Raw genomic sequence first — 9,487 nt, forward strand, 5'->3', positions numbered from 1 at the left:
ACCTAGGAGTGTGTTATTAAATTGCAAGGCCGATACCGACTTCTGCGGTCATGTTGCCGGAGTCGATTTCTTCAGGATAGTCACCGCCAATGTAGTACTTGAAGTTGGCGTAAGCGGCAATCGGGATAATCGGGAGTTTGGCGCGGGTACCGATAAGAATGTGACCGCCGATGCTGGTCTTGAGACCTTCGTCAACAGCCTTGTCCTGAATCTGGACCTTCATTTCCTGACCCTTGGCCTGGAGTGCCTGAGACTTGGTGGCGTCGTCCATGGTCGGGTCTAAAGCGATTGCTGCGACTTCTTCGAAGGTGTTCGGCTGAATGAAGCTGCATGCGAACTTCTGGTTCAAGACGAAACTGTTCAGGTGGTAAGAAAGACCGCCGCCGATGTAGGGGCGAATAATCGGCAAGAACGTAATGGGGTAGGTAATGGAAAGGTCACCGGTCATAGCGACGAACTTCGGGTTGGCCTTGCCGAACGGGGTGCCGCCCAGTTCAATTTCAAGCGGGATTTCGGTCTTTACGACCTGGCCATCCAGGGAGGGATTTTCAACCCAGAGGGAGGCGTCGTAGGAGCCGAACTGGATGTTCAAGGTGGCTTCGATGTCGATTACGGGGAGAATATCAACCCATGCCTTGAAACCGAAACCTTGCATCATGCCGTCAAAACCTTCGTGGCTGAGTTCAATCTTGTCGGCGATGGTAGCCGGTTCAGCGGCTTTCATCTTGGTGCCAAAACCGGGGGCGTAGTGGAAGCCGACGCCCACGATAGCGAACGACTGTGTGGCGAGCAATGCGCCAGCAGCGAGTAAAGCTTTAAAGTTCATGAGTACTCCTTAAACGTTTGCTCTTGAAATTACATTAATATTTCAAAAAGCGGATACTATTATTTTCATAAAATACTTAAAATCACTCTATCGCGGGAACGACGACTAACTTTTTTTGCCCTTTTTTGACCACAATATCGTTCAATTTATAGTCCCCGACAATCTGGCCGTGCGCACCCATTGCCGAAACGTTTACCTGATGTTTACCTTCGTTTACGGGAATGCGGGTCACGTTGATGCTGTTGGGCATAAACAGGCCAATTCGAAGGTCAGCCTGTTCCAGCTGGCTCTGGCCTACATCTACGGTAATGTTTTTCACCAGGTCAAAAACGCCGTTGCCCGTGTTGGTGGCTTTTTTGGCCTGTTGGGCGGCAATCGTGCGGAGCACCACTCGGGTCGCGGTGCGGACCATTGTGGTTGCGTTTTCGTCTTTCATGTTCTGTTCCAGTTCAGAATCAATGTCAGCGACCTTTTCGGGCGAGACGCGCATGTTGCCGTCGACATTCACGCTGAACATGCTCGCACGCTGGGGCAGTTCCTTCTTTTCGGGGAGTGCAAATCCTACGTGGAACGTGTTGCTGCCCGCTCCTGCGACAGGCGGTGCGAATACGGTGAAGGTATTGATCTTGCCCGTCTTGCCGTCTTTATAGGTAAGGTTCATGGCGGTGCCGCTTACGTAGGTACCCGACAGGTACATTTCGCCGAGAATCGGGCTGTGACCTGCATAGCCCACCACGATGATTTCCTGGCCCTTTTCGCGGGCTTCGGTGGCCTTGGGAGTCTGGGCGAGCGGTTCGGTCTTTAAGCCTTTCAGGTCGTCGGCGCGGTCCATCTTGGTGAGCGCTTCGGTAATGTATTCCCAGACTTCCTTGGGCATTTTCACGTTGCCTTCTTCGAAGGCCTTGGCCGCTTTCAAGTAGGCGATGGCGGCATCGTCTTCTTCGCCGGCCATTTCGTAAACGATGGCGCTCAGGTAGCGCAACCAGCCGTTGTCATTCACCTTTTCTTTGTCTTTCTGGTAAAGGGCTTCGGAGGCAATCTGTGCCCTGCGAACTTCGACCAATGCGCCGTCCAGATCGCCGATGGCGAGGTAGTTCAGAATCTGGTACTGGTACATCATCAGCACTTCGAAGGGGCGTGCCCTGTAGGGGCGAATGTTGTCGTTGGTGACGATGGCGGCCGCTTCGTTCGTGACTGACTTGGTGTACAAGTCTTCGTAAATCTGTTCGGCCTGTTCAAAGTGCTTGATGCTTTCCTGGTTCTTGCCGGCGTAATGGTAAAGCATACCTTCGTCAAAGTGGTAAAGGAAGGCGCTCTTCTCGCCGTAAAGTTTGTCTTTTTTCTTTTCGATTTTTTCAATCGTGCCTTCGAATCCTTCTTTTTTAAGGACCGGGGCGAGCGTTTCGTAACGAGTCATGGACTTGTTTGCGCAAGAGCAAAGAATCAAGGAAAGTATTGCGAAAAGAACTAGGCGTTTCATGTTTTCTCCCAAAATGACGCTAGGTCTAAATATAAATAAAACGCTCTCCGGTCTTGTCGGAGAGCGTTTGCTAAGCCTTCGAGAGAGAACGCTTTCGCTAAATTATTTCTTCTTCTTGCCAGAAGCGTCGAGAGTCACTTCGACAGTTTCTTCGCCCTTCACGGTCACGAGAGCTTCGGCAGACTTGCGGTTGGAGCATTCTGCGCGAATCACGTGGTCACCGGCATCGAGGTTGTTGATGGTGAGTGCGGCACCGTCGGTCTTGTCGGCATTGTCGCCGTCGATGTAGATGAGGCACTTGCCCGGAATGGTGGTCACCTTGATAGCACCCTTAGGAATCTTGGTGCCGAAGTCGAACACGTTGCGCTTGTCGTTACCCGGCCAAATGTTCACGCGCTGGTTCACCAGTTCGTAACCCTGGTCGATCACCACGAGGGTCTGACGGCCAGACTTGACGTTGGCGTTTTCGATCGGGCTCTTGCCGAGAGGTTCGCCACCGAGGAACACGTCGCTGTTAGGCGGGTTGGTGATGATGGTGATGGTAGCGGCCTTACCGCGCGGAGGTGGATCGTCGTCAGCGACGGCGGCGGTAAAGAGGAATGCGACCAAAAGCGCAAAAACGTAAAGCTTTTTCATGGATTTCTCCTGTTTGTTTGTTCTAAAAATATAAAGTTTTTATGGAATTTAAATTTTTTTTATGCAAAAGTTTAGATACCTGGGGAAAAAGAGGGGAAATTAAATGCTCAAAGGCGTGAAATGCCGCGCTCGCACCTCAAAGCGACGAAGTCGCGACCTCAATCCTTTTTTCTATCTTCCTCTATATGAAAGCCCTTTACCAGAAAATTCGCACTTTAAACGGCAAAAATTACGGTCTCTACAAGTCCTTGGCAGACAAACCATGGGATTTTGGCGACTTTGCGCTAGAATTCCTGCATGTGCAGGGTGATCCGTATGCGCCGGCCTCCAGGGTCGTGATCAAGGCGAATCTTTCGATGCTCGGTTATACGGGCGAATGGGGAGGCTCTTTTGAACGTCGTTTGGCATTGAGCGATTTCTTGCACCGCAAGCTTTCGCGACTGGTTAAGGAAAAGTATCCCGATAAGGACGCCGCCATCGTATTCGATATGGCTGGACCCGAGATGCTGGTGCGAAATTCCTTGTGGATTGATAACGGCGAGCTCCGGGCCTGCCTGCAGGTTAGGCTCCCGGGCGAAGGTCGCAAGATTCAGGCCGAAGTCGCTGCCGAAATTTTGACGATGGTGTTGCCCGACTTGGTGTCGGCAGGTCTTTATTACAGCAAGTCCGACGAGGCCGCCTTGCAGGAACATTTCCGCGTGCTCGCCGAACGCAAGGAGATTCTGGCTCAGCTCGAAACCCGCGGGCTGTGTGCATTCGTGCCCGATGGCGCAGTGCTTCCGCGAGCCTCTGGCTTGAGCGAATTGCCGCTGGAAGGTGCGGTGCCGTTTACCGCTCCCGAACAGATGGCGGTGACTTTGGATGTGTGCGGTCGCGAAATTCGCGGCATGGGAATCCCGAAGGGAATCACCGTGATTACGGGTGGCGCTTTCCATGGAAAGTCGACCTTGCTGCAGGCCTTGACCCGCGCGGTCTACCCGCATATTCCGGGCGACGGCCGCGAAGGAATCGTGATTGACGAATCGGCTCTCCGCGTGGGCGTCGAAGACGGCCGCAGCGTGCGCGGCACAGACTTGTCGCAGTTCGTGCGCGACTTGCCGGGCGGCGTTTCGACCAAGAATTTCAATACGCTTTCGGCGTCGGGCTCTACTAGCGAAGCCGCAAACTTGCTCGAAGCCATGGAAGCGGGCTCCAGGGCGTTCCTGATTGACGAAGATTCCTCGGCGGTGAACTTCTTGATTCGCGACGTTCGCGTGCGCAAGCTCTTGGGCGATGACCGCGAACCGCTGATTCCGCTGACAGACCGCATCCGTGAAATTTCGGCTCAGGGCTACAGCTTTATTCTGGTGGCAGGCGCTTGCGGCGACTACCTCGACCTTGCCGACAACATCGTCATCATGGCAAACTACAAGGCCGAATGCGCAAAGTCGAGCCAGCCCGGAACCTGTTCCGGGGAAGCCGCGGTCTCAAGCGCGCGCCCGTTTGTAGGCTACATGCAACCCTTGCAAAAATCCGTGCGCCCCACCTCTGCGGTCGAGCGCCAAGTCAAGGTGAAACTCTCGGGCGATACTTTGTTGCAAATCGGGTTCCTCGTATCCGACACTTCGCGCCTCAACACGCTTGTCGACAAGCAACAGCGCCTGGGTGCGGGTTTCGTACTTTTGAACCTGTTGCAGAATGCCGCCAGCAATTCAGAATCGTCCGATGCGTCAAATGCCGGCGATTCTGTCGCCGCGACTATCCAGAAACTTCACGAAAAAATCCAGAACGTGGGCTTCCGCAATTTGCCGCAAGGCATGAGTCGCGAAATGAGCCTCCCGCGTGTAGTCGACATCGCCTGTGTGGCGTTCAGACTGCGTGAAGGCTCTAGGTAGTTAAAAGATTTTTTGCTTTAAAAGCTTTTGTAATCATTATCGCACAGGCTTTGCTGTTCGCTGACAATCGTCTCGAAAGGAATGCCTGTAAAATTCTTTACCGCGCATGCTACGGCTACTTTACCGTCGTTGGGGTAGTAGTCATAGAAAGATCCGTTAGTCGCTTCGCATTCTTCCTTGAATAGGCTCTTGGCTGGTCCTACTGAAGAATAGACTTCGCCATAGGCCAAGTAAGCGATAGAATTGTTTGGGGTAAGAAGAGTCGTTGCTAGAAGCGTTCCACGTGAATTGGGAGTGAATGAACGAATCAATCCTGATTCTTCTTGATACACATCAACTATGCAGAAGTACGGATTGTCTTCTTCGGGGATAGTGTATCTTTCTTTTTTCGTTGTAAAGTTATACTGTGCTTCACGATGGATAAAAAGCGTCATTCCATCAATTGGGTCTGTCGTGGATTTTTGCGGAAAAGCTTTTGCAAGGCTGTCCAAGATTGTTCGCTCTTCATCGGAGACCTCTAGGTTTTCTGTGTTGGGCGCAATGATGAATTTTCTGCCTGAATTTGCCTTGATGTTGGAGTCGGGTTCCGATACCGGCAGGTCATATTCTGTTGAGTCTACGCCGTCGGCTATACTGCCGCAAATTTTGTTGGATTGCTTTGTAAAATCCTCCATGATGACATTAAAATCACCTATACTATCTGTATTCGTTGCGAAACAGAATACCTTTAAATTGCCGTTGTCGTTGCATGCGGCATCCTGTGAAACAACAGTCTTTCCAATAGAGCAGGATTCCTTAAATGATTTTAAAATATCCTTGCATGCATCACCAAAGTTTCTTAGCCACAGAGTTCTTTCTGTAGTTTTGCCATCTGCAATGCTGATTTTGGCGTCGTATTCTTTTGTGCTGGCGTATTTACCGGCAGAACAGGATGCGTGCGCTCCATTTTCATCACCGTAAACAATGACCTCACCTTGGGGGATTGCTTTTTTTGCTGTGGGCGTAGTGGTGAAAATGATGTCCTGTTTTCCAATGGTTTCGTTGTTCGAGGAACTGCTATTTATTTCTTCGTTTGTCGAACTCGTAATTACATTGTCCGAGGAACTTGTTGTCACCTCGTTCGAAGAACTGACGATTACATCGTCTGCTGAACTTTCAATTATCTTGTCTGCGGAACTAGTAATCGGACTTTCCGAAGAACTGCTGACTTCGGCAGTCGCATTCGGAATAGTCGTGGAGCCCGCCGTGGTAGGGCTGTCCGAGGAGCAGGCTGCAAGCGTAATAAGGGCAATTGCTCCCGCCATGTAGAAATCCTGTTTAATGTTTAGCATGGCTTTCTCCTTCAATCTTATTTGTGAAAGGGAAAAGTTGAAAATTCAATCCGTAGACTTGATTTAGGTTGTCGCTTTCATTTGCAATGGCGGCAATCTTCTTGGCGCAAATGTTGATTTCGTCAACAATTCGTGAATAGGTTTCTTCGTTAACACCGATCGTCATTCCAGTAAAGTAGCGCTCGCTTGCGTTGTATCGGTCTACTGCACGCACGGCCATGCTGCCCATTTCCTTGTGCATTTCGCGAATGGCGATCGGGAGGGCTTCTGGCGAACCGACGACTGCTTTTTCAGTTTGCGAATAGACTTTATCGCCGTCTTTCTTGAGGAATCCTGCTTTCACTAAGAAAGCGAGAATGTCGCGGACCTCTTCAGCCGAAACATACTCTTTGCATTCGTCGGCGATTTTTCGTGGCTGAGCGTCGGGCATCATGGGGGCAAGTTCACGAATGACGGGGTATTTCCAGGATTCGTAGTACTGGAATGCATCGCTATCGATAACGCGAACCTTGTGCTCTTGGGCAATCCTTGACATTTCCAAGAAAGCTGTTTTTTTGACGCTATCCTTTATGGCATTTCCGAAAATAACGAGTTGTTCAAAGTATTCGGCTTCATGACCAATCAACCCCATGGCTTTGGCAACTTGGGCTGTTTTGACCTTGCTCAGTTTGCTTTTGCCCATGCAAACCAGTTTCAGGTAGTTTGAAGACGAAAAACCGGCATTCTTGCTGAATTCACGCCACGAAAACGCTCCGCTTTTTTTGCGGGAGTCGTAGTAATCCTGCATAAATGCGTGGTAATCTCTGTATTCGAGGACCGACTTCATATTTATAAAACTAGATTCTGCAATTACAAAAGTCAATGTTTTTATAACACAAAAATCGCTGAATTTTACGAAAATCGCCGATTTTTATCCGGTTAATTCAAGTTTTTAATTCTAAATAACACGCTTTGTGTTATAGAGAAAATTAGCGATGAAATCGGAAAATTTTTATATCTTGTAAATCAAAAACTTAAAAGGAGCAAACAATGCGCAAAGATCTCGGTGTTAAAGCTTACTTGTACCCGCAGCCTACATTGGTGATTGCGACGTATAACGAAGACGGTTCTACGAATGCCATGGTGGCCGCTTGGGGCTCCATTAGCGACACGAACCAAGTTGCCATTTATGTGGCGCACAGCCATAAGACCATGCCGAATATTCTTGCGCGCAAGGCTTTTACCGTCAGCATGGCCACAGCCAAGAACATCAAGGCGATTGATTACTTGGGCGTCACCTCGGGCAACAAGGTCGCCGACAAGTTTGCTCATTCCGGCTTGACCTCTGTCAAGAGCGCTCATGTGGATGCCCCGCTGATTGCTGAACTCCCGCTCGCATTGGAATGCAAGCTTGTCAGCTATGACGAAGATTCGGAACTTTTGCTCGGCGAAATCGTGAATGTGTCTGTCGATGATTCTGCGTTGGATGAAACCGGCAAGCTCTCGGTTGAAAAGCTCGCGCCGGTGTGCTACGATTCTGCAGGCCATGGCTACTACGTGATGGAACGCCGTGTAGGCAACGCCTTTAGCGACGGAAAGTTGCTTTAAAAAGTCTTTGGGCAAAAAGGAGGCTCTATGAAATTCTATTTGGGTAGTGCAGTTCTTGCGCTTGCATTGTTCACCGCATGCAGTGACGATAATTCTAGCTCGCCTGCTCCGGAAAGTTCGTCTGCTCAGCTGCCGGAATCAAGCGCCGAAATTGAATCTAGCGAATCTTCTACCGATACCGTATGGAATAGGGCGGCCCTTACATGGTATACATCTTGGCCGGAACCCGGCAGCGAAGAATGCGAAGACTATAATGGCTGCACCTGGGCGGGTTGGTTTGCAGGTCTCGAAGATCAGCAGACCGAAGAATGGGTCAGCGAACATAACATTATCGCCATCCATGAAAAAGATTGGGATACGTACAAATTAAAGACCTTTAGACTTCGCAAGGGTGGCTACACGATTGATGCCGTAGTTTACGACAAGTGCGCCGATAGCGACTGCGATGGTTGCTGCACCAAGAATGCAGGCAAAATCGGATTCTTAATTGATATTGAAAGCTACACGCGAGCTCGTTTTAATAACTACGGTTCTGGTGTTGTTGAATGGACTTGCCTTGATTGCGAATAATCCGGCTTTTGTAATATGAAGATTCAGGTCCTGATAGATAACATTGCTAGTTGTTGTGGCTCCCGCAAGCTCTTTGGCGAATGGGGCTTGTCGGTGTATGTGGAATTCGAGGGCAAACGTTACCTGCTTGATACGGGAGCGTCGCATTTGTTCGCGAAAAACGCGGGCGTGATGGGCGTGGACCTTTCGAAGATTGATATAGGTATTTTGAGTCACGCACATTTTGACCATAGCGATGGCATGGCCAAGTTCTTTCATGCGAACAAGACTGCTCCTTTTTATTTGCGCAAGGGTGCGGACGAAAATTGCTACCATACACACAAATTGCTGGGCCGATTTACTTACCACGAATACATTGGAATCCACAAGGGCTTTTTAAAGCGCTTTGCAGACCGCATCCGCTTTGCCGAAGGCGATATGCAAATTGCGCCGAATGTGTACCTGGTGCCGCACAAGACTCCGGGGCTCTCTGCGATTGGCGAGCGTGCGCATCTTTCGGTCAAGGAAAACGGCAAGTACCGCTATGATAGTTTTGATCACGAACAAAGTCTCGTATTCGATACGCCTAAGGGCTTGTTTGTCATGAACAGTTGCAGCCACGGTGGCGCAGACAACATCGTAAAAGAAATCGAGGCCACGTTCCCTGGCAAAAAGATTTACGCGATTCTGGGCGGATTCCATTTGTTCCGCTATAAAGATGAAGTCGTGCGCGCCTTTGCCGAGCGCCTGCGCGAATTGGATGTTCAAAAGATTTATACCGGGCACTGCACCGGAAATCGTGCGTTTGAAATCTTGCACGAAGTCTTGGGCGACCGCGCCGAACAAATGCGCTGTGGCATGACTATCGAGCTTTAGTGTTCCTTAAATGCCTTTTATGAAGGGCAAAACGGTTTTTTGCTAGCGGCGTTTCCATAATTATGTTTATAGTGTGTTGATAGATTGTGTCGCGCATGGGCGGAATACCGTTATTTCAAAAAAATCGAAAAAAAAGTGAAATTTTTTGCCTTAACCCCTTGACGGACACGGCGTAAAGTTCTATAATTGGCCTCACCCGCGAACGAAAGGGTTCAAACCCAAACGAACGCGAGACGGAGGCCCGCGAGGCCGCCGGGAAGATTGAAGGAATCGGAGATGTGCTTAGTGACGGGTCCAAGAGATTTCTTGGAATAGTCAATAATACGAA

At 49.9% G+C, this 9,487-nt stretch carries 9 protein-coding genes; 4 read left to right on the top strand and 5 right to left on the bottom strand.

All coding sequences use genetic code 11. The annotated features are described in order from the left end of the window. Window positions 1–16 precede the first annotated feature (16 nt). From BUA40_RS12340 to BUA40_RS12350, 3 genes are all read right to left on the bottom strand, one after another. Window positions 17–826, bottom strand: a complete 810-nt coding sequence (locus tag BUA40_RS12340) for a hypothetical protein (protein ID WP_072801162.1) — start codon at window positions 824–826, stop codon at window positions 17–19. An 82-nt stretch (window positions 827–908) separates the two neighbouring features. Then, window positions 909–2,306 (bottom strand): COG3014 family protein, encoded by a 1,398-nt coding sequence (locus tag BUA40_RS12345; RefSeq protein ID WP_143149798.1) that lies wholly within the window; start codon window positions 2,304–2,306, stop codon window positions 909–911. 102 nt (window positions 2,307–2,408) lie between these two features. Further along, entirely contained in the window at window positions 2,409–2,942 is a 534-nt protein-coding gene (locus BUA40_RS12350; RefSeq protein WP_072801164.1) for a PEGA domain-containing protein, read from the bottom strand. Between the two features lie 185 nt (window positions 2,943–3,127). Here BUA40_RS12350 and BUA40_RS12355 point away from each other — a divergent pair, with 185 nt between their 5' ends. Continuing rightward, window positions 3,128–4,816 (top strand): ABC-ATPase domain-containing protein, encoded by a 1,689-nt coding sequence (locus tag BUA40_RS12355; protein ID WP_072801165.1) that lies wholly within the window; start codon window positions 3,128–3,130, stop codon window positions 4,814–4,816. A gap of 17 nt (window positions 4,817–4,833) precedes the next feature. Here the strand turns inward: BUA40_RS12355 and BUA40_RS12360 are convergent, their stop codons facing one another. Then, window positions 4,834–6,147 (bottom strand): IdeS/Mac family cysteine endopeptidase, encoded by a 1,314-nt coding sequence (locus tag BUA40_RS12360; RefSeq protein ID WP_072801166.1) that lies wholly within the window; start codon window positions 6,145–6,147, stop codon window positions 4,834–4,836. Continuing rightward, complete coding sequence (locus tag BUA40_RS12365; protein WP_072801167.1) at window positions 6,134–6,973, bottom strand: TIGR02147 family protein; 840 nt, start codon at window positions 6,971–6,973, stop codon at window positions 6,134–6,136. The genes BUA40_RS12360 and BUA40_RS12365 overlap by 14 nt, the downstream gene beginning before the upstream one ends. A gap of 203 nt (window positions 6,974–7,176) precedes the next feature. Between BUA40_RS12365 and BUA40_RS12370 the strand changes: the two genes are divergently transcribed. The 3 genes from BUA40_RS12370 to BUA40_RS12380 are packed head-to-tail and all read left to right on the top strand — an operon-like array spanning window position 7,177 to window position 9,159. Next, window positions 7,177–7,734 carry a flavin reductase family protein gene (locus tag BUA40_RS12370; protein ID WP_072801168.1) on the top strand — a complete coding sequence of 186 codons (558 nt, stop codon included), beginning with the start codon at window positions 7,177–7,179 and terminating at the stop codon, window positions 7,732–7,734. A 27-nt stretch (window positions 7,735–7,761) separates the two neighbouring features. Further along, window positions 7,762–8,304 carry a hypothetical protein gene (locus BUA40_RS12375; RefSeq protein ID WP_072801169.1) on the top strand — a complete coding sequence of 181 codons (543 nt, stop codon included), beginning with the start codon at window positions 7,762–7,764 and terminating at the stop codon, window positions 8,302–8,304. Between the two features lie 15 nt (window positions 8,305–8,319). Further along, window positions 8,320–9,159, top strand: a complete 840-nt coding sequence (locus BUA40_RS12380; RefSeq protein ID WP_072801170.1) for an MBL fold metallo-hydrolase — start codon at window positions 8,320–8,322, stop codon at window positions 9,157–9,159. Window positions 9,160–9,487: the final 328 nt, after the last annotated feature.

Origin of the sequence: Fibrobacter sp. UWT2 (assembly GCF_900142545.1) — a bacterium.
Taxonomy (GTDB): Bacteria; Fibrobacterota; Fibrobacteria; order Fibrobacterales; family Fibrobacteraceae; genus Fibrobacter.

Bases quoted from the DNA above. Each gene is read 5' to 3' on its own strand.
- BUA40_RS12340 (WP_072801162.1), bottom strand. From the start codon at position 826: ATGAACTTTAAAGCTTTACTCGCTGCTGGCGCATTGCTCGCCACACAG.
- BUA40_RS12345 (WP_143149798.1), bottom strand. From the start codon at position 2,306: ATGAAACGCCTAGTTCTTTTCGCAATACTTTCCTTGATTCTTTGCTCT.
- BUA40_RS12350 (WP_072801164.1), bottom strand. From the start codon at position 2,942: ATGAAAAAGCTTTACGTTTTTGCGCTTTTGGTCGCATTCCTCTTTACC.
- BUA40_RS12355 (WP_072801165.1), top strand. From the start codon at position 3,128: ATGAAAGCCCTTTACCAGAAAATTCGCACTTTAAACGGCAAAAATTAC.
- BUA40_RS12360 (WP_072801166.1), bottom strand. From the start codon at position 6,147: ATGCTAAACATTAAACAGGATTTCTACATGGCGGGAGCAATTGCCCTT.
- BUA40_RS12365 (WP_072801167.1), bottom strand. From the start codon at position 6,973: ATGAAGTCGGTCCTCGAATACAGAGATTACCACGCATTTATGCAGGAT.
- BUA40_RS12370 (WP_072801168.1), top strand. From the start codon at position 7,177: ATGCGCAAAGATCTCGGTGTTAAAGCTTACTTGTACCCGCAGCCTACA.
- BUA40_RS12375 (WP_072801169.1), top strand. From the start codon at position 7,762: ATGAAATTCTATTTGGGTAGTGCAGTTCTTGCGCTTGCATTGTTCACC.
- BUA40_RS12380 (WP_072801170.1), top strand. From the start codon at position 8,320: ATGAAGATTCAGGTCCTGATAGATAACATTGCTAGTTGTTGTGGCTCC.